The organism is Trinickia sp., from assembly GCF_051953405.1.
Taxonomy (GTDB): Bacteria; Pseudomonadota; Gammaproteobacteria; order Burkholderiales; family Burkholderiaceae; genus Trinickia.
Genome location: NZ_JBQCIV010000075.1, coordinates 72,136 through 95,587 on the forward strand (window position 1 = coordinate 72,136; position 23,452 = coordinate 95,587).

Below are 23,452 nucleotides of genomic sequence, written 5' to 3' on the forward strand. Positions count from 1 at the left end.
CGATCGACGGCGCGACCTCACGCGCGCGGTGCATGTTTTCCGAGCGCCGCGCGCTTCTTTCGTCCGCGCGCGTTCGTCGTGAGGTGACGCGCGAGACGTCACGGAGCGTCACGCTATGCCCCATAAAGAAGGCAGTCTCGAGGCGCCTACGCGCCATCCGCTCGACTGGCGTTCCCCCGATTTCTACGACGCGGCGTCCATCGATAAGGAACTCGCTCGCGTCTTCGACATCTGTGCCGGATGCCGCCGCTGCGTCTCGTTGTGCGGCGCCTTTCCCACCCTGTTCGATCTGGTCGACGAAACCGACAGCGGCGAAGCTCACGATGTCGATCATGCGGCGTTTCCGAAGGTCGTCGATCAGTGCTACCTGTGCGACCTGTGCTACATGACGAAGTGTCCATACGTACCGCCTCATCCGTGGAACGTCGACTTCCCTCATTTGATGTTGCGCGCAAAGGCGGCTCGCTATAAGCAGGGCGACGTCGCGCTGCGCGACAAGGTGTTGTCGAATACCGACGCGCTTGGTCATTTCGCCGGTATCCCGATCGTGACGCAGACGATCAATGCGGTGAACGCAACGAAGCCCGCGCGCGCCGCAATGGAGACGACGCTCGGTGTCGATCGCCATGCATGGTTGCCGCCATTCGCAAAACGCAAGTTCCGCTCGCACGCGAAAGCGTCGCCCGAGACGCCCGTGCGCGACGGCGAGCGAACACCCGGGAAGGTTGCGGTGTATGCCACTTGTTACGTCAATTTCAACGAGCCCGGCATCGGTCACGATCTGCTGGCCGTGCTCGAACACAATGAGATTGCGTATGTACTCGTGGATAAAGAGGCCTGTTGCGGCATGCCGCTGCTGGAGCAGGGCAACCTCGAAGGCGTGGCCGCGAAAAAAGAGAAGAACATCCCCGCGCTCGTCCGTTATGCGCGTGAAGGCTACGCGATCATCGCTGCGATTCCGAGCTGCGTGCTGATGTACAAGCAAGAGTTGCCGTTGATGTTCCCGAACGATGACGATGTGAAGACAGTGGCCCAAGCATTTTGGGACCCGTTCGAATACTTCGTTTCGCGCCATCGCGATGGCCTATTGAAGACCGACTTCAAGCATGCGCTCGGCACGGTGTCCTATCACGTGCCTTGTCACGGGCGTGTCCAAAACCTGGGCCGAAAGACATACGACACGCTCTCGCTGATACCCGGCACGGAACTCAAAGTAGTGGAGCGTTGCTCCGGACATGCCGGCACGTTTGGTGTGAAGAAGCAATTTCACGCAACGGCGATGCGGATCGGTACGCCCGTCTTCAAAGCGATGGCCGAGCATGCCCCTGCGTATATCGCCTCCGATTGCCAGCTTGCTGGGCATCACATCGAACAGGGCATTCAGGAGAGCGGCGCACCGAGCGCGCCGCTGTCGCACCCGCTTTCGCTCCTGCGCAGGGCGTACGGGATCTAGCACGCAATCATGTTAACTTTTGCGAGGAAATGTAAATGACCATCTCACGCAACTCCCTGTTGACACTTGAGGCGTACGCGAAGATTCGCGACAGCATGCGTGCCCACGTGATCGAGCACAAGAAAAATCGGTGCGTGCAACTGGGCAATCATCTGACTTTTTTGTTCGAAGACGAAACGACAATTCGGTATCAGATACAGGAAATGCTGCATATAGAAAAAATTTTCGACGAAGCGGGAATCGCTTCCGAATTAGAGGCGTATTTACCGTTGGTGCCGGACGGCAGCAATCTCAAAGCGACGATGCAGATCGAGTACGAAAACGAAGCGGAGCGGCGTGCGGCCCTTGCACGGCTAATTGGAATCGAGGATCGCGTGTATATCCGCGTGGGCGACGAGCCCCCGGTCTACGCGGTCGCGGACGAGGACCTAGAGCGGGAGAATGGTGAAAAAACTTCCGCTGTCCATTTTTTATGTTTCGGATTGACCGATTCGATGAAGATGGCGTTGCAGGCAGGGGCCCCGCTGCTGTTGGGCTGCGACCACCCGAATTACCCCGTGGAGCCTATGCTGGTTGATCCGGTTGTCCGAAAAGCCCTACTGGTGGACGTCAGATGAATTAGGGTACGTTTGCTCCACGCAAACGATTGCGCGTTTCGTTTATTGCGCGAGATGACAGTTCCACGCGTCGTTATGAGCGATGAAATCGATTTGGAATCACTTCGTTACATATGCCAGGATTGCGGTCCGCAAAAAATATTCTAATATGGACACCTCTCAGGAATTCACATACGCATGCCGAGACCTCGCTCGGGTGATCGATATGCGCGCCATTTAGGCGTGGCATGATTTTTGTTACGTCGTCGCGATGGTATGCTTTCTGCAATCTTTTCTCATGCATGAGCGGGGCTGTATTTTGTGCGTCAACCAAGGGCAAAGCCGCACAGCCCGCGTGCGTTTTTGATTGGCGGTAACCGAAAACAAAACAATTTGTGCAACCTGGCGGTCGCCGAGAATGGGGCGTTCTCTCGACGACCAAGTGTCGCAGCCCGGCCAGGCTGCGGGGAGAAAAACATGTTCTTTGAGGAATTGACCGACGACGAGTGGGCTCGCCTGGCGCCGCTGGCGGCCGACGAACCTATCCATCCGCATCGCCGTGGCCGGCCTCGGGCCGAGCCGCGTGTCGTGACCAACGCGGTGCTATGGATCTTGACGACAGGCGAGCGATGGTCGAAGCTGCCGGCGCGCTATCCCTCCGGGCCCACGTGCCGACGCCGTTTCGACGATTGGCTTGCGGATGGCACCCTCGCTCAGATCGTTGGGATCCTATCGGAATTTGGCCGAACGTTCGCCTACGTTCCCCAGCCGGACACCACCGTCCAGGCCGCCCCGAAGGCCGCACCGTCGCCTACGCCCGAATCGCCGCGTCTGCGCGGTGTGTTCTGGACCAACCCGGAGTCGTGGCATGTCGCCGGCGAAGCCGTCGACGCGGGCATGGTGGCGGAGGCGAATGGTACGAATGCGGCGAACGGCGTATGTGCGAACACCGCCCGGCGGGAACTTGCGGTCGTCGCCTCTTCGCGGCGGGCGCCGACTCCCGGCGCGGGACTGCGCGGCGCGGGCGATCGTCCCGGCGACGCCCCGCCGGTCGATTCGATGACGGTCACGAAGCGTTCCGAAGCGTACGGTGAAGACTACGTGATCCATGCGTCGGCCCAGCCGGTCGCCAAGCAGCTTCAACTCTGTTATCGCGCGTCCGCGGAGATCGTCAAGAACGGCCGGCGCGTTGAACGTTCGGGTTTGATCGGGCCGCGCTTCGGCGAACCCGAGACGGCCGAGTGCTACGCGCTCGAATGGGCGCGCGACTGGATCGATCGGCACGAAGCCGCCGCCCAGGCTCGCCAAGCCTCCACGGAAACGGCCTCCGCGGCCGCGGCGCCTCCTGTGGCGCCTGCACCCGAGGCTGAGCCTTCGGCCGCGCCTGCCTTGGCCGCGGCGGCCCAGCCCGCGCGCATGCTCGATCCGAGCATGATCCGTAGCCGCACCACGGCGGATTGGCTGCTGCCCCCCCATGCGGACGGCCGCGGCGATAGCAAGCCGCCGGAGTTGCTGTTCCACGCTTGACACGTTCCGTTGTAAAAATTGCCCAGCAGTCTTCTCCACGCGCTCGCGTCGCCACCTCGGCCGCGAGCGCGAATCGCGTCGCGCGTGTGTCGTTCGCGTGAAGCGATGGGCGCAGCGATGGGAAGAATGCGTCGGATGTCATCGAGGTTTCATCGAGCAACGGGACCGGTTAAGTGTGACAGGAAGTAAATCGACAAAAAAACCGTAACGGCCACCACGACAGGTTCGCGCGCAGCCTCTGGCGTCTGCCACAACAAAATTCGAAAAGATTTTCGCCGTATGCAAGGCCGAAATATTTTTCGGATTTTGCCCCGCTTGCCGGCGCCTTTTTGTTGGCGCCAGATGGATGCTTTGTGGGGCACGTGTGCCCCACCGGCGGGCGCCTGCCCCTCGCTGCTCCATTTCTCGTTGATCTATGAAAGGCCACCTATGAATGTGACCATCATCGGCTGCGGCTACGTCGGCCTCGTCACGGCTGCATGCCTTGCGGATGTCGGCAACGATGTCTGCTGTTACGACGTCGATCAAGACAAGATCGGCATGCTCGAGTCCGGCGGCATTCCGATTCACGAACCGGGCCTGCACGAAGTCGTCGCACGCAACCACGCGGCGGGCAGACTGTCGTTCACCACCGATGCGCATCGCGCGATGACCGAGCGTGAAGCGATTTTCATCGCCGTGGGCACGCCGAGCGGCGAGGACGGCTCCGCCGATTTGCAATATGTATTAGCGGCGGCCGCCGAAATCGGGCGCCATATCGACGGCTTTACCGTCGTCGTGGATAAGTCGACAGTGCCTGTCGGAACGGCGCGCCGCGTGCGCGAAGTCATCGCCGAGCAATTGGCGCAACGCAGTGTCGACGCGATGTTCTCGGTCGTCTCGAACCCGGAGTTCCTCAAAGAGGGCGCGGCGATCGAGGATTTCACGCGGCCCGAACGAATCCTGGTAGGGTGCGACGACGACGCGCCGGGCGAGCGTGCGCGCGACACGATGAAGCGCCTGTACGCCCCATTCAATCGCAATCGCGATCGCATGCTGTTCATGGACGTGCGTTCCGCGGAGTTCACGAAGTACGCGGCGAATGCGATGCTCGCTACGCGCATCTCGTTCATGAACGAACTCGCGAATCTCGCAGAGCGTGTGGGTGCGGACATCGAAGCGGTCCGGCACGGTATCGGCTCCGATCCGCGTATCGGCTATCACTTCCTCTATGCGGGGTGCGGATACGGCGGATCGTGCTTTCCGAAGGACGTGCGCGCCTTGATGCAAACGGCGCAGGAGCATGGTCAGACGCTGCGCATCCTCGATGCCGTCTCCGAGGTCAATGCCGCGCAGAAGCAAGTGCTCGTCGGCAAGATCGTGGCGCGTTTCGGCGAAGATCTGAGCGAGCGCACATTCGGCGTTTGGGGTCTGGCCTTCAAGCCCGGTACCGACGACATGCGCGAAGCGCCGAGCCGCGTGCTCATCGCGGCCTTGCTCCAGCGCGGCGCACGCGTGGTGGCATTCGATCCCGTCGCGCTGAAGGAGGCGAGGCGCGCGTTCGCGTCCGATCTGCGCGGCGAACCCGAGGCCCTGGCGCGCCTAACGTTCGTGGATGATCAAATGGAGGCCGCAGCGAACGCCGATGCGCTCGTCGTCGTGACCGAATGGAAGGCGTTCAAGAGCCCCGATTTCGATAGCCTCAAAGTGCGCTTGAAGCAACCGATCGTCTTCGACGGACGCAACCTCTACGAACCGCTCGCGATGGAGGAACTCGGTATCGAGTACTACTCCATTGGGCGGCCGGGCGCCGGACTTCAGCTGACCGACGATGCGCTGGCCGTGTTCGGTCGCTCCGCCGCTGTCCTCGCCTGATCGGTGAGTAAGTTCGGGAGCACCTGACAATCGGCGGTTTCGATCGGCACGAAACCGCCGGCCGGGATTCGAGCATCGGGCGCACGCGGGGCGACACGTGTATCATCGCCCCCGCGCCGCTCAATATAGAAATCCCCATTCATACGATGTCAGTTGCCGAACTCAAGCGCCGCCGCACGTTTGCGGTCATTTCCCACCCCGACGCGGGTAAAACCACGCTTACCGAAAAACTTCTGCTTTTTTCGGGTGCGATTCAAATCGCGGGCACGGTTAAGGGTCGGAAGAGTAATCGCTATGCCACGTCCGACTGGATGGAAATCGAGAAGCAGCGCGGGATCTCGGTGGCGAGTTCGGTCATGCAGTTCGAGTATGGCGACGCCGTTATCAACTTGCTCGACACGCCGGGCCACGAAGATTTCTCGGAAGATACCTATCGGGTGTTGACCGCCGTCGATGCGGCCGTGATGGTGATCGACGGCGCCAACGGCGTCGAAGCGCAGACGCTGAAACTGCTCGAAGTGTGCCGCAGCCGTCGCACGCCGATCGTCACGTTCATCAATAAGCTCGATCGCGAAGTGCGCGCGCCGCTCGATCTGCTCGACGAGATCGAGCAGCACCTTGGGGTGTCGGCCGTGCCGTTCACCTGGCCGATCGGGATGGGCAAGGAGTTTCAAGGCGTCTACGACATCGTTCGCGATCAAGTGCGCGTTTTCCGCGCGGGGCAGGATACTGCCGGCGGCGCTGTGGAGACGCTGTCCGCACTCGACGACGAAGAGGGGGAACGCCGCTTCGGCTTCGCATGGAAGAAGGCGAAGGAAGAAATCGATTTGATCTGCGCCGCGACGCCGTCGTTCGATCGCGAGGCGTTTTTGGCGGGCCAGCAGTCGCCGGTGTTGTTCGGCTCCGCGATCAACAATTTCGGCGTGAAGGAAATTCTCGACTCGCTGGTGGAGCTTGCGCCGCCGCCCTCGGCGCGCATGGCCGTGCAACGGCCCGTGCAGCCCGACGAGCCGAAATTCACGGGCGTCGTGTTCAAGGTGCAGGCCAACATGGATTTGGCGCACCGCGACCGCGTCGCGTTCATCCGTGTTTGCTCGGGCCGCTTCGAACGGGGGATGGCGCTCAAGGTCACGCGCTCGGGCAAGACGTTCCGCGCGAATAACGTCGTGACGTTCTTGTCGCAGCGTCGCGAGACAGTGAGCGAGGCCTATCCCGGCGACATCATCGGCATTCCGAACCACGGCACGCTGAGTCTCGGGGATACCTTGACCGAAGGCGAGATGCTCCAGTTCGTCGGCCTGCCGTTTTTTGCGCCGGAAATCTTCCAGACCGTGGAAGTCGTGGATCCGATGCGGGCCAAGCAGCTTGGCGAAGCGCTCAAGCAGCTCGGGGAGGAAGGGGCGATTCAGGTGTTCCGTCCCGCGTACGGGGGCTCGATGATCCTCGGTGCGGTCGGGCAGTTGCAGTTCGAGGTGGTCTCGCACCGGCTCTCCGCGGAGTACAAGGTGGACGTGCGGATCATGCCGGCGCGCTATCGGATGTCGCGCTGGGTAACGTGTAACGATCCTGCCGAGCTGCGCCGCTTCACCGATGCCTACGCGGCACGGATGGCGCTCGACGCGGCCAACGCGCCCACCTACCTCGCTTCGCATATTTCGGAAATCGAGGTGGCGCAGAAGGCGTGGCCCAATATCGTCTTCAACGAGTTGCGCGAGCACTCCGGGGCGCCGTTCAAGAAGAATATGTGAGGGGCGGCGGGGCCCCAGCGCCGGTGACGTCATGGCTTGCCGCGCATCGGGTTAGCTGGGTGGCTCTGGGAAGATGAGTTTGAAGTGCTTGAGGTCCTCTTCGAAAGCGTTGCATCGCTTGAGCTGCGCTTTCAATCGCTCCCGCGCCTGGCCGTACTCGAAACTGGAAGTCCATTTCTGGGCGCGCACCATTGACCGGATGAAGGGGGCGGCGTCCCTGTCGTTGGTCAGCCTCTTCAACGGCAGTAAGTAGTCTTCGCGGTAGACCGTCGGAATGATGATGCGCGAATTGCTCTCCGCGCTGAGCACGGCGTTCATTGCCAGCCGCGCCGTTCGCCCGTTGCCATCGCGAAACGGGTGCACTTCTGTCACGACGAACATCGTCATCAGTGCACGCGCAACTGGATTACGCAGTGCGCTAACCCGTTCGAAGCCTTCGCGCAACGTACCGGGTACGAGTTCCGGCAACACAAAAAGAGTATTTCCTGCTTGGTTTGCTCTTTCTTTCCATTGGCCCGGGCTTTTATCCGGACGCGCCTGCATCACCAACGCATTGACGTTCTTTAGCCAGGTCAGGAAGTCCTCGGGATTGTGAGCCGGTCGCGCCCTGAAGGGGCCCGTTGCGGCTTGGAAGGTGCCCATGACGTCATGCGAATCTTCGGACCGATTCGGGATAATGACGCCATCGAAGACGATCTGCTCGGCTTCTTCCACTTCGAAGGTCGTACCTTCGATGAAGTTGGAAAAGTACGATTCGAAGAACGCGAAATTCTCGAGCGCCTGCCCACTCCCAGCTCGGTCGGGATGGTCTTCGAAGACGTATGCGTTGAGCTCGGAATGCAATACATCGAAAAGCTCCAATCGCTCTGAATCGTAGGGTTTGCCAGCCGCGCGAGCTAAAGCCTGCTTGCTTTTAAGCTTCTTTTCCTCGTGTGTGCCCAGGAGAGCGCCAATGAGACCGTCGAGGCGTGCCTGCTGTTCCGGCCAGTTCAGATATGCCGCCACGTTGCGCGCTCGGTCGCGCAAGTCGTTGAGCTTGAAGTCGCCGCGAATGGTCAGGATTTTATCGAGCCGCGCCTCGATTTCCGCTTGATCGAGCGTACGCTCGCTCATTCCCCGGCCGGTGGTTAAGTTCTCGAGTAATCCACGTTCTTCGCTCGGTAAGTAGATGCCCCTGTGGGGCATGTCCATGCTGGGGGGGCCGAGCACAGGCGGCATGCCGGGATAGATCTTTACAGTCAGACCGGGCAAAGCGAGTGTACGTCGCGATTTGCCGCGGCTAACGTGGAGCACGCCCCCAACTGGCCGGTGCTCGAGTGCCGAGCGATAAGCCAGCACCGCATCAGGGAGGAGGTAGCCGACGATCGCCGCCCAGTTTCGTAGGACTACTGATTCAAGCGGGCTATCCAGGTTGTTGGTATAGACCCCGGCGTAGATTCGACGGAGTTCACCCGCCTCTGCTGCGCGTGCTAGGCGGCGGGCGTGGGCATCAGCGGTGCCGCCGGAGAAGATGATTTCTGCAGCAGCCGTGTCCGATTTGGTCATGGATAAGACAAGAGAAACGGGTTTTTGTCCAAAAGTATGGCGTACATTGGGATCTTTTGTCCAAAAATACAACGAAACGTTCGTTCATCGCTGTCCAAATGAACGCTTTCCAGCGACGTTGTTTGCGCTTCTTGTCCAAAAAGACAGCGTGGACCCGTTGGGTTTGTCCAAAACACGCACGCTAGCCTGCGGCACCTGGTCGTCGCGAAAGCCGGGACCAGCGGGCCGCCGCTACGCCATCTGCTCGCCGAGCCGGGTGCCCACCCCGCACGGGGGGCGGCACGGCCGCCCGAGAGCGGTGAATCACCTCTTGTTCGAGAAGTCTTCTTTGAAAAACTTTATGCGCATAATGTGCCTCGTTGAAACCGGGCATCGCACAGGGCGGGCCGCCGACCGCCGACCGCTAGACCGACGCTTAGCGCGGCGCGGTTTGCGCGCTCGCGCTCGGTGCCGGCTGGCTCTGCGCCCACTGCTGCGCCGCCCCGCCCATGGCCGTGAACCATTGAGCCGTATCCACATAGCGCTGCCCTTTCGCCTTCGCGTAGCCGAGCCGCGCTTGCGCGTAGAGGCGTTGCGCTTGCAAGACATCGACGAGACTCGCCGTGCCCACGCGATAGCTTTCTTGCTGCAGTGCAAGCGAGGCCTGCGCGCTATCCAACGCCGTGCGCTGAGCGGCGAGCGCATCGGCGTCATGCTGCAATGCGCGCAGCGTGTCCGCCGCCTGCCCGAATGCTTGCAGTACGGTTTGCCGGTAGATGCCGAGTTGCGCTTCGAACGCATCGACGGCCGCCTGTCTCTGTGCGGTGAGCGCGCCGCCGTGGAAAAGCGGCGCTGTCAACGCGGCCGCAACGGTCCATAGGCCGTTCGTCGCGTCGAAGAGCGGCCCCATCGATGCCGCCGCTTGCGTCCATGACGCGCTGAGCGTCACGTTCGGATAGAGCTGCGCCGTGGCAACGCCGATCGCAGCGCTTGCCGCGTGCAGTTGGGATTCGGCTGCCCCGACGTCGGGGCGCGCGCGAAGCCAAGCGGACGGAAGCGTGACGGGCACGTCGGCGGGCAGTGTCAGCATCGCAAAATCGAAGGGGGGCGGCTGCCATTGCGCGGGTGTCTTGCCGACCAAGATGGCCAGTGCGTGTTCGGCCGCGCTCAGTTGTTGTTCGAGCGGCGGCGAAAGCGCGAGATCGGCGGCGAGCTGGCTGCGCGCGGCCAGCATATCCGTCAGCGCGGCCTTGCCCACCTCGCGTTCGATCGCGACGAGTTCGATGTCGTGTTTGTCGGTGGCGATGATGTCGTCGATCGCTCGCAATTGCTCGCGCGCGCTGGCGGCGGTCAGCGCCTGCGTGACCGTATTGCCGGTCAGCGTCAAATACGTGGCGGCGAGTTCGTAACGTTGGAAGTCTGCTAGCGCGGTTTGCGCTTCGATGGCACGGCGCGTCCCTCCGAACAAGTCGAGCGCATAGCTGACATTCGGCCCGATCGTCAGAAGGTTGCCTGTTGCCGCGTGTCCGCCGCCGCCCGCTGCACCGCGCGTTCGATCGCGCTGTGCGCTGGCGCCGACATCGACTTGCGGAAAGCGCCCGCCGCGCACGACGAGGATCGCCTGCTGCGCTTGAGCCAACGTGGCGCGCGCCGTGTCGAGCGTCGGGCTGCCGGCGATCGCGAGCGAGACGGTCTTGTCGAGTGCCGGCGAACGAAACGCGGACCACCAGCGGGACTCGGGGGCCGCGCCCCATTGCAGATGCTGCGCGGTATCGGTCTGGCCCGCCGGGGGGAGGTCGACCGGATGCGTCACATAGTCGGCTACGTCGGGCGGCGATGGCCGTTTGAAGTCGGGGCCGACGGTACAACCCGCGAGCGCGGCGAGCATGCAAAGTGCCAGTGCGCCGAATCGATAGGCCGAGCGGGGGCGGTCCGCGCGCGTGGCGGATGCGCAATCACGGCCGGGCGCGGGCATCGATCGATCATTCATAGCGTAGGGCCTCGATCGGGTCGAGCCGCGACGCCTTCTTGGCGGGGTAGTAACCGAAGAAGACGCCCACGGCCGCCGAAAAAGCGAAGCCGCCGACGATGGCGGCGGGCGAAAGCAGCGTCGGCCAGCGGGCGATGACGGTGATGAGTTTGGACACGGCGATGCCGAAGACGATGCCGCCGATGCCGCCGCTCACGCTTAAGAAAACCGCCTCGACGAGGAACTGCAGCAGCACGTGCAGGCGCCGCGCGCCGATGGCCATGCGTAGGCCGATTTCGCGCGTCCGTTCCGTCACCGACACGAGCAGGATGTTCATGATGCCGATACCGCCGACGAGCAGCGAGATCGAGGCGATGGCAGCCAGCAACAACGCCATGATGCGGCTGCTGCCCTCCGCCGTTTGTGCGATCTGACTCAGGTTGCGCACGGCGAAATCGTTGTTGTCGGAGGGGCGCAGGCGATGGCGTCGGCGCAGCGTGTCGGTCACCTGTGCGATGGCCGTTTGGACGAGTTGCCCGCTCGCGGCTTGCACGTAGATCTGATTGACGTAGCCGGCTAGGCGCGGCGTCGTGCCGTAAGGGTTCGACATCGGCGGAAAATAGGGATTCGCGATGGTCTGCGCTTGGCTCGGCACCGCCACCCCGAGCACCTTTCGCTCGGCGCTGCTGAACGGAATGATGACGACGTCGTCCTGATCCTGACCGTAGGCGGTTTGGCCTTTAGCGGCAAGCAGGCCGACGACGCGCAGCGTCGCGCCTTTGACGAGGATCCGTGCGCCGATCGGGTTTTCTCCCGCGGGGAAGAGCTGTTGATACACCGTTTGGCCGATGAGGGCGACCATGCTCGCGTCGCGCTCGTCGTCGTCGTCCACGGGGCGGCCCGACGCGATGTGCCAGCCCGTGGTGTTCAAGTAGGCCGGTGCGACGCCCTGAATGCTCGTCGACCAATTCTGTCCGCCGTACTCCACCTGGCCCAACTGCCGAATCACGTAGCTCACCGTGGCGACGGCAGGCGCGTCGCGCTTGAGCGCGCGTGCATCGTCGACGGTGAGCGTCGATGCGCTGCCCGAGCCGGCGCGCACGCCCGTTGCGGTCGTGGCACCCGGGACGACGACGAGCAGATTCGTACCCAAGCTCTCGATCTGTTTGCGCACGGCTTCGTTCGCGCCTTGCCCGATCGCCACCATTGCAATCAGCGCGGCCACGCCGATAAAGACGCCGAGCACGGTCAGCGACGAGCGCATCTTGTTGCGCCAGAGCGCCAGCGCGGCGGCCGATAGCGTCATTTTCGCGAAGCCCTTGGTGGTGGCACCCGCTGCATGGAGCGATGCCGTTTCGCGCGGGCCCGGCGCAATGGGGGGCGCTGCAGGCGTGGTGGCCTGCTCGCTCGAAACGGTGGCGGCGCGGACCTCGTCGGACACGATCCGACCGTCGCGCATCGTGACGACGCGGTCCGTGTAGCCCGCAATGTCGGATTCGTGCGTCACCACGATAACCGTGACCCCCTGCTCGCGATTGAGGGTACGTAGCATCACCATGATTTCGTGCGAGGTGCGCGTATCGAGGTTGCCGGTGGGTTCGTCGGCAAGCAGGATGCTCGGGTTGCCGATCAGCGCGCGAGCGATCGCGACGCGCTGTTGCTGGCCGCCCGAGAGCTGGCTCGGCCAGTTGCGCTCGCGCTCGGCCAAACCGACGAAGCTCAGTGCCTGGCGCGCGCGTGCGATCCGCTCGAGATGCGTGGCCGGGCCGTCGACGCAATAGAACAAAGGCAGCGCGACGTTTTCGAGCGCGCTGGTGCGCGCAAGCAGATTGAAGCTTTGAAAAACGAAACCGATGCGGCTACTGCGAATGCGCGCGAGTTCCGGTTCCGCCAGCCGAGCCGTATCGGCCCCTTCGAGGAGGTACCGTCCGCTGCTGGGCCGATCGAGGCAGCCGAGCACGTTCATCAGCGTCGATTTGCCCGAGCCCGAAGAACCCATGATGGCGACGAATTCGCCGCGCTCGATCGTCAGGCTCACGTCGTCGAGCGCGCGCAGCGGCGTGCCGCCTGTGGCGTAGCACTTCGTGACGTTCGTCAGTTCGACTACGGGCTCGCTCATCGCCGGCCTCGCTTATGTCACGTGCGAAGCCGCGGCGCGGCGAGGGCCGGCGCGTTCGTGCGGCCGGTCGTTTCGCCGACGATGACGCGCTCGCCTTCGCGCACGTCGCCGCTCGTTATTTCGGAGTACGAATCATCGTCGAGTCCGATCGTCACGGTGACAGCGACGGGGCGAGCTTGACGCAACACCCAGATGCGTGCCGAGCCGGCGGGCAGCGGCGGCAGCGAAGCGGCCTGCGACGGCGCGAAGCGCAACGCTTGATCGGGCACTCGCAGCGCATGCTCGCGCGTGGCCAGCAAGATCCGTGTGGTGGCCGTCATGCCGGGCTTCAAACTGAGGTCGAGGTTGCGTATGCCGATGACGACGTCGTAGGTCACGACGTTTTGGACTGTCTGCGGCGCTTGCCGAACTTGTACGATGCGGCCTGCGAACTGGCGTTTCGGAAACGCTTCGACCGTGAACGTCGCCGGCGTGTTTTCGCGCAAGCCGCCGATGTCGCTCTCGCTGACGTTCGTGTCGACTTGCATCTGCGTCAGGTCGGTGGCGATCAGAAAGAGCGTGGGCGTTTGGAAACTCGCCGCGACCGTTTGCCCGATCGTGACGTTGCGCGACACCACGGTACCGTCGACGGGCGAGACGATGTTCGTATAGTCGAGATTGACCTCGGCCGTGCGCAACGCCGCGCTGCGCTGCGCGATCACGGCCGTATCGACAGCCACCTGCGCGCGCGCTTGATCGTAAGCGCTGCGCGCGTTGTCGGCCGTGTCTTGCGAGACGATGCCGTGCTGCAGCAAAGTCGCATCGCGGTCGGCGGCGCTTTTCGCGTAGGCGAGCTGCGCGCGATCTTTGACGATCTGGGCATGCGCATTCGCGAGATCGGCGCGAGCCTGATCGACGATCGATTGATAGGGGCGCGGATCGATTTTCGCGCACAGTTGTCCTTTATGGACGCGCGTGTTGAAGTCGCAAAACTGCTGCTGGATCACGCCCGAGACGTAGCTGCCGACGATGATCGTCAATACGGGGTTGACGGTGCCGGTGGCGCTGATCGAATGAGCGATTTCGCCGCGCGTGATCGGCAACGTGGCGTAATGCGTGGGAGGGGGCCGCATCGACAGCCACCAAGCGGCCCCGCTGCGACGAGGGCGGCTGCGGCGGCGAGGTAAGCAAGGTGTCGACGCGGATGCGCCGCGTGTCCTGCGGGGGCGTCAGACGGTGACAATCCGGCCGACCGCGGAAGCGATGGCGAAGGCGACAGGCCCCGAACCTCCGATGCATGGGCGGCATCGGCGCGCGCCGATGCCCCGGCAACGGAATCGCGAATGACCGGCGCTTCGTCTTCGGCGGATGGCGCTTTCGGCACGCGAAACCTCTTACGCTGCGCGGCGGCGGTGTACGAGCGCCCATCGCCCGCCGGGCCGCACGCCCTGACGCGACCATCATCGGCGAGCCTATGCTTCGACGGCTTGACGCGCATCAAACGATTGCCGCTTGCGGTGCGTACAGTGCCGGCATGGGCCCCGATTTTTCCAAGCGCTGGCGGGCGCGTTGGCGCGCGCATTCGAAGCGCCTTTCGATGCTTTCGACGCTGATCGCGCTCGCGGTGGCTGCCAGCGCGTATGGCGCGTGGCGTTGGTCGTCGATGTTCGGAGCCAATCGGGCGGTGTGGCGGATCGTCGTGTCAGGCAACATCGAGGCGCATGAAAGCGTGCTCAGCGTGACGCAGGTGCAGGCACCAATCGTCTTTTTGCCGTTCGACGAAGGGGCGCCGGTTGCGCGCGGCACGTTGCTGGCCCGTCTGGACGATCGGATTTATCGGCGCCAGGTGGAGATCGACCGCGCAAACGTCGCCGTGCAGGCCGCGCAGGTCGAAGCGAACCGTAGCACGCTGACAGCCGCGACCCATAGCGTGGCCAGCGACCGCTTCGACCTCGCGGAAAAGCAACTCGACTACACCCGTGCCGACACCTTGGCCAAGCACGATGCCGTGTCTCGACAAACGCGCGACCTCGCGCTGACGGCGAGCAAGCAATCGGCCGCGCAATTGGCGCGCGATCAAGCGCTTGTCGATGCGGCGCAAAAAAGTATCGACCTGGCGACGGCGAACGTGCAAGCCGCGCGCGCCAAGCTCGCGCTCGACGAGACGATGCTGTCGTACACCGAGTTGCGCGCGCCATTCGACGGCGTGATCGCCGTGCGGGAGGCCGAACTTGGCCAATTGGCCGGGCCGGGCGTTGCGATCTTCACGATCGCCGAACTCGATCACGTGTGGCTGCGTGCGTACGTCAACGAGCCCGATATCGGTCGAATTCGGCTCGGCGAAACCGCGGACGTCAGCACCGATGCCTACCCGCGCAAGGTCTATCGCGGCCGCGTGAGCTTCATCTCGCCGCAAGCCGAGTTCACGCCGAAGACGGTCGAGACGCACGCGCAGCGTGTCACGCTCGTCTACCGCATTCGAATCGACATCGATAACCCGACGCACGAACTGCTGCCCGGCATGCCGGCCGATGCGTCGATCGCCTCGCGCGAGAGCGGGCAATGAACGGGCCGGCGATTGTGGTCGAGCACGTCGGCCGGCGCTTCGGCGCGTTGGAGGCCGTGCGCGACGTGACGCTGACGGTCGAGCGCGCAGAGATTTTCGGGCTGGTGGGTCCCGACGGCGCCGGTAAGACGACGCTCATGCGCATGCTCGCCGGCGTCCTGCATCCCGACGCCGGACGCATCGTGCTCGAAGGCATCGACGTGGCGGCCGACCCGGAGCGCGCGAAGACGGCGCTCGGATACATGCCGCAGCGCTTCGGCTTGTATGAGGATTTGACCGTCGACGAAAACATCTACTTCTACGGCGAATTGTTCGAGGTGCAACGCGCGCAGTACCGCGCGCGCATGGCGCAACTGCTCGACGCGGCGGGACTGGCGCCGTTCGGACGCCGGCTCGCGGGCCAACTGTCGGGCGGCATGAAACAAAAGCTCGGTCTCGTCTGCGCGTTGATCCATACGCCGAAGGTGCTGCTGCTCGACGAACCGACGACAGGCGTCGATCCCGTTTCGCGCCGCGATTTCTGGGCGATTCTTTACCAGTTGCGCGAGCAGGGCGTGACGATCGTCATCTCGACGGCGTACATGGACGAAGCGCAGCGCTGCTCGAGGCTGGCGCTGCTGCACGCGGGCGAAGTGCGGGAATGCGCAACGCCCACGTCGCTCAAGCGTCGGTTGCCGGGCGCTTTGCTCGCCATCGCCGGCAGCGATCCGCGCGCGATTCGCGATGCGTTGGCTGGTGTCCCGGGCGTGCTCGGCACCTTGCTGATGGGGGACCGCGTGCACGTGCGTGTCGACGACGGCACCTTGCGCGGCCCCGAACTGGACGCGCGGCTGGCCGAACGTGCACTCGCGCATGCGCCGATCGAGACGGTCGAGCCTGGCATCGAAGATGTGTTCGTCGCACTCGTCGGAGAGTCGGCATGAGTGCGCCCGCGCCGCCTGCGATGGGATCGGCGCCGTCGCTTCCCGGCGCACGCGGCCGAGAGGATGTCGTCATCGCTCGTGGCCTGACCAAGCGCTTCGGCACCTTCACGGCTGTCGATGGACTCGATCTGACGATCGCGAAGGGCGAGGTGGTCGGATTCATCGGACCAAACGGCGCCGGCAAATCGACGACGATTCGCATGTTGTGCGCATTGCTCGCACCGAGCGCCGGCCGTGCGTCGGTGGCCGGCTTCGACGTCGCCCGGGAGCCCGAGTCGGTCCGGACCCATATCGGTTACATGTCGCAGAAATTCTCGCTCTATGGCGATTTGACCTGCCGCGAGAACTTGCGCTTTTTCGCGGGCATCTATCGGGTGCCGCGGGCCGTTCTCGCCGATCGGATGCGCTTCGCCATCGAGATGGCCGGCATCGAAGGACGCGAGGATGCGCTCGTGAAAACGCTGGCCGGCGGGTGGCGCCAGCGGCTCGCGCTCGGTTGCGCGATCTTGCACCGGCCGCCCGTGCTGTTTCTCGACGAACCGACTTCCGGCGTCGAGCCCCAGGCCCGCCGACGCTTTTGGGACCTCATTCATCAATTGGCCGGCGACGGCGTTACGGTGCTCGTCTCGACGCACTACATGGACGAAGCCGAGTACTGCAACCGCATCGCGCTGATCGACGCAGGGCGGCTCATCATCGTCGGCAGTCCTAACGCATTGCGCGGCGAGCAGTTGGGCGGTGTGCTCTACGCGTGCGAAAGCGCGTCGCTTGGCGAGGCCGTCGCCGCATTGCGCGAGGCCCCTAACGTCATCGATGCGGCGATTTTCGGCGACAAGCTGCACGTGCTGCTCGCCGATACCGCCGCGGCGCCGGCCGGGTCGAACGTCGCTGCGTTGCCCGCTTGGCTGGCGAGCCGAGGCATCGAAACGAGCCCGTTCGTGCCGATCCGCCCGGGCCTCGAGGATGTCTTCGTGCAGCTCGTCGCGCGCACGGGTGCCAAGGGGGCATCGTGAACGCCTCGGTGCGTCGGGAGGCCCCATGAAGCCGCGCCGGTTATTGGCGATTGCCTACAAGGAAGCGCTGCAGATCTGGCGCGACCCGCGCAGCCTCGCCATCGCCTTGTTGATGCCGTTGATGCAGATGCTGCTGCTCGGATACGGCGTCAGCCTCGACATCCGCAATGTGCCTTTGTGCGTGCTCGACGAGGCACACAGCCAGGCAAGCCGCGAACTCGTGGCGCGCTTCGTGGCGTCGGGATGGTTCGCTCCGCAGCGTGCGTTGAGCCGCGACTTCGACGTGCGCGATGCGATCGATCGCGGGCGCTGTGCCGGCGTGGTGACGATTCCGATCGACTTCACGCGCGTCCTCACGACGACGGGCATGGCGCAGGTGCAGACCGTATTCGATGCGACCGATACGAACACGACGAACATTGCCATCGGCTACGCGCAAGGGGTGATCGCCCGGACGGCAGCTGATTTCGCATCGCGTTGGGCGGCCGATCACGGCACGATCGTACCGACCGTTGGGACCGTCGATGTCGAACCGCGCGTTTGGTACAACGAAGGACTCGACAGCCGCAATTTCATCATTCCGGGCGTGGTGGCCGTGATTCTCGCGCTCGTCGGCGCACAGCTCACGTCGCTGACGGTGGCGCGCGAGTGGGAGCGCGGCACTATGGAGCAATTGATTTCCACGCCGGTCACGGCCCTCGAAGTCATGCTCGGCAAGCTCGTTCCTTACTTTGTCATCGGCTTTGCGGATGCGGTGTTTTGTCTCGTCGGCACGGTCTATTGGTTTCATGTTCCGTTTCGCGGCAGCCTGCTCACGCTGGCGGCGACGACGGCGCTTTTCACACTGGTCGTACTCGGCATCGGCTATTTGATGTCGGTGCGCATTCGGAGCCAACTCGGTGCGAGCCAAGTGGCATTGCTGTTGACGATGCTGCCCACGACGATGCTCTCGGGCTACACCTTCGCCATCGAACAAATGCCGGCACCGATCCGAGCCGTCACGCTGCTGGTCTACGCGCGCTACTACGTGACGATCCTGCGCTCGGTCTTTCTCAAGGGCAGCGCGCTGGCCGATCTCGCGACGCCGATTTTCGCGCTGACGCTGTATGCGCTGATCATCGGCTGGCTCAGCGTCCGTGCGTTTCGCAAGCATCTGGATTGAAGCCATGTTCGAACGCGTCTACGCCATGCTCGTCAAAGAGTTTATCGAGTTGAAGCGCGACAAGTGGGCGATCTTTCGTCTCGTCGTGCCGCTCGTGCTGCAAGTGTTCGTGTACGGCTATGCCGCAACGTTCACCGTCAGCCACGTGTCGACAGCCGTGCTCGATCTCGACCGCAGCCAAGCGAGCCGCGACCTCATCGCCCGCTTCACGGCCAACGGGCGATTCGATATCGTCGATATCGCGCGCTCGCAACAGGAGATCGCGCACGAACTCGACACGGAGCATGCGGTGGTGGCGGTGGTCGTCCATGCCGGCTTCGCGCAGGCGCTCGGCAACGGCGTGGGCGCACCGCTGCAAGTGCTCGTCGACGGGACGAATTCCAATACCGCGCTGATTGCATTAGGCTATGTCGGCAACATCGTGGCGCAGTATCAACGCGATTGGCGCGCGGCGGCCTGGCCCGTTCGCGCCGGGGCTGCGAGACCGACGATTGCCGTTTCGGTGCAGGAACGGCCGTGGTTCAACGACGGGCTCGACGATCGATGGTTCTTTATTCCGGGCGTCGTGGGGACGCTCACGCTGCTGCAAGTGGTGAGCCTGACGGCATTCGCCGTGGTGCGCGAACGCGAAGTCGGCACGCTCGAGCAGATCATGGTGAGCCCGATTCGGCCCGTGGAATTCATCCTCGGCAAGACGGTGCCCTCGTTCTTGATCGGCTTGGGGGACGTTGTGCTCGTCACGGCACTCGGCGTCGCTTGGTTCGGGGTGCCCTTCGTCGGCAGCGTTTTCGTGATGACGATGGGCGTCGTGTTGTTCTTGTTTTCCGTCATCGGCTTGGGATTGTTGCTGTCGACGTTTTCGCGCACGCAGCAGCAAGCCTTCGCGCTCAACTTCTTTCTCATCAATCCGATTTTCATTTTGTCGGGGTTCGCGTTTCCGATTTCCGCGATGCCGAAGGTGCTGCAATGGCTGACGTATCTCAATCCGCTGCGGTATTTTCTCGTTGTCTTGCGAGCCGTGTTCTTGAAGGGGGTAGGGTTCGAAGCGCTCTGGCCGCAGTTCGCGGCGATGGGGGCCCTGGCGTTGATCATGCTGACGGCGAGCGTGCTGCGCTTTCGGAAGTCGCTCGATTGATTATCCTTCTCCGTATCTAAACACACTCAAGGTGGGCGCAGCGATGACCGTCCGCAACCTCGATAGGCTGTTCCAACCGAAATCGGTCGCCGTTGTCGGTGCGTCGGCTCGGCCCGACAGCGTCGGCGCGAAAGTGTGGCGACGCGTACTGACCGGTGGCTTCGAAGGGCCGGTGTGGCCCGTCAATCCCAAGTACGCCGAACTCGACGGATGTACCGTGTTCGCCGATGTCGCCGATCTGCTCGAAGCCCCTTGCGTAGCGCTGATCTGCACCCCGAGCCCTACTTGGCCCGATATCGTCGCCAAGCTGGGACGGCTCGGCACGCGAGCGGTCGTGATCGTCAGCGACACGAAGCGCGGCGCGCAGTCGGCCTCGCTGGCCCGGGCGCTGGAAGCGGCCAAGCCCTACTTGTTGCGTATCGTCGGGCCGGGGAGCCTCGGCGTGGTGACGCCCGCGCTCAACGCGCACTTCGGTGCGCCGTCGTCGACCGTCAAGGCCGGCGGCGTGGCGTGGGTGTCGCAATCGAATGCGTTGACGAATGCGGTGCTCGGGTGGGCCGAGGCGCGCGGGTTGGGCTTTTCGCACGCGATTGCATTGGGCGGCGAGGCCGACGTGGATGCGGGCGACGTGCTCGACTATCTGGCAAGCGATGCGGGCACGCGCGCGATTTTGCTTGAACTGTCCGTGGCGCGGGCGGCGCGCAAGTTCATGTCGGCCGCACGCGCGGCCGCGCGCAACAAGCCCGTGCTCGTGTTGCGCACGGGGCGCGGCGATCCCGCGGATCCGCTCTATGCGGCGGCGTTCAGGCGGGCGGGGATGGTGCGTGTCGAATCGCTCGACGACCTGATCGACGAAATCGAAACGCTCGGCATCGGCCGCATTGCCGCCAGTTCGTCGGCTACGCTCGTGACGAGCGACCGCGGCGTGGCGGCGCTGGCGGGCGATGCGTTCGCGCAAGCGGGGACGACACTGGCCGAGTGGCCGGATGCGGCCGCCGCCTCGATCGTTTCCGCGTTGCCTGCCGTCGTGCCGGGTAATCCGCTGATCCTCGGCAACGACGCCAAGCCGGAGGATTTCGGCCTTGCGCTCGAAGCGCTCGCGCCGCACCGCGAGACGGGCACCGCGTTCGTCGTGCACGCATCGACGTTGAGTGCGCCCGTCGCCGACGTCGCACGGGTGTTGATCGAACGGCAGCGCTTCGCCTATCGCGGGCTGCTGGCCTGCTTCTTCGGCGGGGTGGACGACGACACGCGCGACGCGCTCCGCGCGCATGGCATCGCCGTGCATTCGACACCGCATCGGCTCGCGCGCGCATTCGCGCGTCTTGTCGATTACCGGCTGAGTCGAGAACTGCTGATGGAGACACCGCAAGGTTTGCCCGCGCAGGTGCCGGCATCGATCGAGGCCGCGCAGGCAGAGGCGAAGGCGGCGCTCGACGCGGGGCGCAAGACGCTTGCCGGGGAGGATGCCGCGCGGCTCTTGCGCGGATTCGGGTTGCCGGTGGCGGACCATGAGGCTTCGTCGACACCCGATACGAGCGAAGCGGCGGAGCGCATTGTCGATGTCACGGTGCGGCTGCGCGACGACGCCGATTTCGGCCCCGTCTTCGAATTTGCCGCGCCGGCGGCCGATGGGTTGTCGCTTCCCTTCATGGCCTACGGACTGCCGCCGCTCAATCCGGTCCTTGCGCGCGCGATCGTCTCTCATTCGCCATACGCTCGCCTGGCGCCGATCGGGCCTGTGCTGGATGCGGTGACGGCGTTATCCGAGGCCGTTTGCTGCATCGAACAGATTGTCGGGATGAAGGCGACGCTTCGGGTGATGCGTACGAAGGTGTGGCTCGTCGATCCGCAGATTGCACTGGCGCCCACGCGTGGACGGCTCGCGATCGTGCCGTATCCCCGGCAGTTGGAGGAGACGGTCGATTGGCACGGCGAGCGCTTGACGATCCGCCCGATTCGTCCCGAAGACGAAGCGGCGCATAGCGCCTTGATTTCGGCGATGACGCCCGACGATTTGCGCCTTCGCTTCTTCGGCGCGGTGAGCGGTTTCGACCACACGCAGCTCGCACGGATGACGCAGATCGACTATGACCGCGAAATGGCGTTGATCGCGACGACTGGGGAGGGCAGCGCGATGACGACGCTCGGCGTCGTTCGAACGATTACGGACCCGGACAACGAGTGCGCCGAATTCGCGGTGGCCGTGCGATCGGACCTGAAGGGGAAAGGGTTGGGCCGGATGTTGATGGAACGGATGGTGGCCTACGTGCGTGCGCGCGGCACGCGATGGATCGTCGGCGAGGTGTTGCGCGAGAACGGCCCGATGTTGGGCCTCGTCAAGAAGCTGGGATTTGCGACGAGTGCCACGGCGGACCCGGCTGTCGTCGAAGTGAAGATGCCGCTGCAAGATGGCGCGCCTGCCCGGTGAATCGCTGGGCGGCGCGCGTTTGTCGGCCTGAGGTCGTGTGCGAGCGGCTGGGCTTGGCTAGCTTGGCTGCTTAAGCGGCGAGCTTTGCGGCGGCTTCGTCGACGAGCGTGCGCGGGATCGACAGTTCCTCTAGCCAGGTGTCGCCATAGACGCTGCCCGTTTCGCGCTCGAGCCGCGCGATCGTGGCGGCGTTGCGCGTCGTGTCCTTGGGCGTTGCGAGGAACGGCTTGATCGATTCGCCTGCTTTGAACGCGTCGAATAGCGGCACGCGGATGTCGTCGGGCAACGCGCGCGTCCATTGGTAGGTCTTGCCGTTGTGCGTCAGCGTGGGCGGCAACGTGCGTTCCTTCTTGGTGGCGGCGATGAGGCCGTAGGCACGCGCGGCTTCGGCGATCTGCTCGGGCGAGAACAGCTCGTCGGGGGTGATTTCGAATTGAGCGATGTGGGTTTCGATCGCTTGCATGGCCGCGGCGCGGTCGTCGCGCTTTTGCTGCGCGCGCTCGACGATGGTGCGCAGCTCGTCGGCCTCTTCGCTGGTGATGGTGAAGCTGGCTTGCTTTTGCTGGAGTTCGGAAAAGCGCTGGAATTCGGTGTCAGTCAGAAGTTTTGCCATGGGATCGAACGACGGCGCGCGCAAGGAAGGCCGCGCGCGGTTTTTTGAAGGGCCGCTATTTTAGCAGGAAGGCACGCGGACGATGGGGCGCCTTGGAAGGCTGAGGCCGGTCGGGACGAGCGCCGTACGCGAGCGCAAGCGGCCCGAGGGCCGAGGAACAAAAACCGCGGAAATCGGTACTTGTTACTCGTTATTAAAATGAGTGGAAAAAGTTTCTAACCCTTTCTTAATTGCCTTACGTTTGTTTGACGCAATCGTTCGCCCCTGATAGATTCCCGCCTTTCCTTCGTCGGAAGGAATGACTCCCGAGCAGGTTAATTTGATCGCGATGAGCGCGTAAGTGATCGCGCATTGCGTGCGTTTCCAGCGAGAGAATAAGTCGTGAACTATGCAGACCTGCGGCGCGCGCCATTCGGGGCGTTTCCGACTCAACGAAATCGGTCAGTCCAGCTCGGATTCGGTGAAAGACAGCAACAACTCGAAGACGTATTGCTGCCTCAGCGGGTAGACATACAGGAAAGTCTATTCGGTGGCATCGACGGCTGTATTTCATGCATCTCCACCACCGCGGGATTGCCGCTCACGCTGTTTATCGGCTTGCCGGTATCGGTGCGACTCGTCACCGATACCGGCGGCTTGCGGGCGATCAACGGCATCGTTGTCGATGCCCGCGAAGGCGAGTCCGACAATTCGCTCTCGACTTATCAGCTGTTTATCCGCGATGCGTTGTCCATCTTGGAGCGGCGCATCAATACGAGAATTTTCCGGCAAAGCAACGTATTGGACATCATCCAAACGCTGGTCGGAGAGTGGCGGAAAAATAGTTCGGTGCTGGCCGGC

Annotated in this window: 17 protein-coding genes; 12 read left to right on the plus strand and 5 right to left on the minus strand. The window is 63.6% G+C overall.

Annotated features, from left to right (window positions below):
• The first annotated feature begins 115 nt into the window (after positions 1–115).
• The 5 genes from ACTHN9_RS13000 (at position 116) to ACTHN9_RS13020 (ending at position 7,178) form a co-directional block, all read left to right on the plus strand.
• Entirely contained in the window at positions 116–1,453 is a 1,338-nt protein-coding gene (locus ACTHN9_RS13000) for a heterodisulfide reductase-related iron-sulfur binding cluster (RefSeq protein ID WP_440537173.1), read from the plus strand.
• A 35-nt stretch (positions 1,454–1,488) separates the two neighbouring features.
• A complete protein-coding gene (locus ACTHN9_RS13005) occupies positions 1,489–2,070 on the plus strand; it encodes a DUF3501 family protein (RefSeq protein ID WP_440537174.1) in 582 nt (193 codons plus the stop codon).
• 456 nt (positions 2,071–2,526) lie between these two features.
• A complete protein-coding gene (locus ACTHN9_RS13010; RefSeq protein ID WP_440537175.1) occupies positions 2,527–3,576 on the plus strand; it encodes a transposase in 1,050 nt (349 codons plus the stop codon).
• A 429-nt stretch (positions 3,577–4,005) separates the two neighbouring features.
• The gene (locus ACTHN9_RS13015; RefSeq protein ID WP_440537176.1) at positions 4,006–5,430 is read left to right on the plus strand and encodes a UDP-glucose dehydrogenase family protein; all 1,425 of its coding nucleotides are present in this window, start codon (positions 4,006–4,008) and stop codon (positions 5,428–5,430) included.
• Positions 5,431–5,576: 146 nt separating this feature from the next.
• Positions 5,577–7,178: a peptide chain release factor 3 gene (locus ACTHN9_RS13020; protein WP_440537177.1), complete on the plus strand. Its 1,602-nt coding sequence runs from the start codon at positions 5,577–5,579 to the stop codon at positions 7,176–7,178.
• Positions 7,179–7,229: 51 nt separating this feature from the next.
• Here the strand turns inward: ACTHN9_RS13020 and ACTHN9_RS13025 are convergent, their stop codons facing one another.
• The 4 genes from ACTHN9_RS13025 to ACTHN9_RS13040 form a co-directional block, all read right to left on the minus strand.
• The gene (locus ACTHN9_RS13025; RefSeq protein ID WP_440537178.1) at positions 7,230–8,795 is read right to left on the minus strand and encodes a Fic family protein; all 1,566 of its coding nucleotides are present in this window, start codon (positions 8,793–8,795) and stop codon (positions 7,230–7,232) included.
• 343 nt (positions 8,796–9,138) lie between these two features.
• Positions 9,139–10,692 carry an efflux transporter outer membrane subunit gene (locus ACTHN9_RS13030; protein WP_440537179.1) on the minus strand — a complete coding sequence of 518 codons (1,554 nt, stop codon included), beginning with the start codon at positions 10,690–10,692 and terminating at the stop codon, positions 9,139–9,141.
• On the minus strand, positions 10,685–12,790 hold the full coding sequence (locus ACTHN9_RS13035; protein ID WP_440537180.1) for an ABC transporter permease: 2,106 nt from the start codon (positions 12,788–12,790) through the stop codon (positions 10,685–10,687). The genes ACTHN9_RS13030 and ACTHN9_RS13035 overlap by 8 nt, the downstream gene beginning before the upstream one ends.
• Before the next feature lie 17 nt (positions 12,791–12,807).
• Entirely contained in the window at positions 12,808–13,902 is a 1,095-nt protein-coding gene (locus ACTHN9_RS13040) for an efflux RND transporter periplasmic adaptor subunit (protein ID WP_440537181.1), read from the minus strand.
• Between the two features lie 464 nt (positions 13,903–14,366).
• On the opposite strand from ACTHN9_RS13040, the gene ACTHN9_RS13045 reads away from it, so the two are divergent.
• Genes ACTHN9_RS13045 through ACTHN9_RS13070 form a run of 6 tightly spaced genes read left to right on the plus strand, consistent with a single transcriptional unit; the run spans position 14,367 to position 21,999 of the window.
• On the plus strand, positions 14,367–15,335 hold the full coding sequence (locus ACTHN9_RS13045; protein WP_440537189.1) for an HlyD family secretion protein: 969 nt from the start codon (positions 14,367–14,369) through the stop codon (positions 15,333–15,335).
• Positions 15,332–16,258 carry an ATP-binding cassette domain-containing protein gene (locus tag ACTHN9_RS13050; protein WP_440537182.1) on the plus strand — a complete coding sequence of 309 codons (927 nt, stop codon included), beginning with the start codon at positions 15,332–15,334 and terminating at the stop codon, positions 16,256–16,258. Before ACTHN9_RS13045 ends, ACTHN9_RS13050 begins: the two co-directional genes overlap by 4 nt.
• A gap of 20 nt (positions 16,259–16,278) precedes the next feature.
• The gene (locus ACTHN9_RS13055) at positions 16,279–17,271 is read left to right on the plus strand and encodes an ATP-binding cassette domain-containing protein (RefSeq protein WP_440537190.1); all 993 of its coding nucleotides are present in this window, start codon (positions 16,279–16,281) and stop codon (positions 17,269–17,271) included.
• Between the two features lie 25 nt (positions 17,272–17,296).
• Positions 17,297–18,433, plus strand: a complete 1,137-nt coding sequence (locus tag ACTHN9_RS13060) for an ABC transporter permease (RefSeq protein WP_440537183.1) — start codon at positions 17,297–17,299, stop codon at positions 18,431–18,433.
• 4 nt (positions 18,434–18,437) lie between these two features.
• Positions 18,438–19,568 carry an ABC transporter permease gene (locus tag ACTHN9_RS13065; RefSeq protein ID WP_440537184.1) on the plus strand — a complete coding sequence of 377 codons (1,131 nt, stop codon included), beginning with the start codon at positions 18,438–18,440 and terminating at the stop codon, positions 19,566–19,568.
• Positions 19,569–19,611: 43 nt separating this feature from the next.
• Positions 19,612–21,999 carry a bifunctional acetate--CoA ligase family protein/GNAT family N-acetyltransferase gene (locus ACTHN9_RS13070; protein ID WP_440537185.1) on the plus strand — a complete coding sequence of 796 codons (2,388 nt, stop codon included), beginning with the start codon at positions 19,612–19,614 and terminating at the stop codon, positions 21,997–21,999.
• Positions 22,000–22,069: 70 nt separating this feature from the next.
• On the opposite strand, the gene ACTHN9_RS13075 is transcribed toward ACTHN9_RS13070, so the two are convergent.
• Entirely contained in the window at positions 22,070–22,612 is a 543-nt protein-coding gene (locus ACTHN9_RS13075; RefSeq protein WP_440537186.1) for a hypothetical protein, read from the minus strand.
• Positions 22,613–22,993: 381 nt separating this feature from the next.
• Here ACTHN9_RS13075 and ACTHN9_RS13080 point away from each other — a divergent pair.
• Positions 22,994–23,452 (plus strand): contractile injection system protein, VgrG/Pvc8 family (locus ACTHN9_RS13080; RefSeq protein WP_440537187.1); only part of this gene is annotated, 459 nt, incomplete at its 3' end.

Excerpts from the sequence above, each read along its gene's own strand:
- ACTHN9_RS13000 (WP_440537173.1), top strand. The coding sequence starts at position 116 with ATGCCCCATAAAGAAGGCAGTCTCGAGGCGCCTACGCGCCATCCGCTC.
- ACTHN9_RS13040 (WP_440537181.1), bottom strand. The coding sequence starts at position 13,902 with ATGCGGCCCCCTCCCACGCATTACGCCACGTTGCCGATCACGCGCGGC.
- ACTHN9_RS13060 (WP_440537183.1), top strand. The coding sequence starts at position 17,297 with ATGAAGCCGCGCCGGTTATTGGCGATTGCCTACAAGGAAGCGCTGCAG.
- ACTHN9_RS13035 (WP_440537180.1), bottom strand. The coding sequence starts at position 12,790 with ATGAGCGAGCCCGTAGTCGAACTGACGAACGTCACGAAGTGCTACGCC.
- ACTHN9_RS13030 (WP_440537179.1), bottom strand. The coding sequence starts at position 10,692 with ATGAATGATCGATCGATGCCCGCGCCCGGCCGTGATTGCGCATCCGCC.
- ACTHN9_RS13015 (WP_440537176.1), top strand. The coding sequence starts at position 4,006 with ATGAATGTGACCATCATCGGCTGCGGCTACGTCGGCCTCGTCACGGCT.
- ACTHN9_RS13005 (WP_440537174.1), top strand. The coding sequence starts at position 1,489 with ATGACCATCTCACGCAACTCCCTGTTGACACTTGAGGCGTACGCGAAG.
- ACTHN9_RS13020 (WP_440537177.1), top strand. The coding sequence starts at position 5,577 with ATGTCAGTTGCCGAACTCAAGCGCCGCCGCACGTTTGCGGTCATTTCC.
- ACTHN9_RS13070 (WP_440537185.1), top strand. The coding sequence starts at position 19,612 with ATGACCGTCCGCAACCTCGATAGGCTGTTCCAACCGAAATCGGTCGCC.
- ACTHN9_RS13045 (WP_440537189.1), top strand. The coding sequence starts at position 14,367 with ATGCTTTCGACGCTGATCGCGCTCGCGGTGGCTGCCAGCGCGTATGGC.
- ACTHN9_RS13065 (WP_440537184.1), top strand. The coding sequence starts at position 18,438 with ATGTTCGAACGCGTCTACGCCATGCTCGTCAAAGAGTTTATCGAGTTG.
- ACTHN9_RS13055 (WP_440537190.1), top strand. The coding sequence starts at position 16,279 with ATGGGATCGGCGCCGTCGCTTCCCGGCGCACGCGGCCGAGAGGATGTC.
- ACTHN9_RS13075 (WP_440537186.1), bottom strand. The coding sequence starts at position 22,612 with ATGGCAAAACTTCTGACTGACACCGAATTCCAGCGCTTTTCCGAACTC.
- ACTHN9_RS13050 (WP_440537182.1), top strand. The coding sequence starts at position 15,332 with ATGAACGGGCCGGCGATTGTGGTCGAGCACGTCGGCCGGCGCTTCGGC.
- ACTHN9_RS13010 (WP_440537175.1), top strand. The coding sequence starts at position 2,527 with ATGTTCTTTGAGGAATTGACCGACGACGAGTGGGCTCGCCTGGCGCCG.